General features: G+C 46.4%; 1 protein-coding gene. It reads right to left on the minus strand.

What is annotated here, in order from left to right:
• Positions 1–249: hypothetical protein (locus AAEY75_RS15480; protein WP_352260087.1), on the minus strand; the 249-nt coding region annotated here is incomplete at its 3' end.
• Positions 250–267 lie beyond the last annotated feature (18 nt).

Raw genomic sequence — 267 nt, forward strand, 5'->3', positions numbered from 1 at the left:
CTCATCAATAGAGGCAATCGCTTCCGTCAGCGTCTGCATACTCGCAGCAATATCGGCTGTTTGCTGCGCAAGTGGCTCTAAACGCTCATTAACTTCCGCAAGCTCTGCCACTGCGGCAAGATTGACTGCGCCTATTTTGCTTAGTTGCTGTTCAAGCTTATTACGCTCAGATTCTAATTCTGCGATTTTATCTGGGCGTACACGGCGATCATGGGCGATAAAATCTGCTAATAAGTTTGTTACGCTCATTACTTGTTGCTTATGCTG

It is taken from the genome of Psychrobacter sp. TB55-MNA-CIBAN-0194 (genome assembly GCF_040309505.1).
Classification (GTDB): Bacteria; Pseudomonadota; Gammaproteobacteria; order Pseudomonadales; family Moraxellaceae; genus Psychrobacter; species Psychrobacter fozii.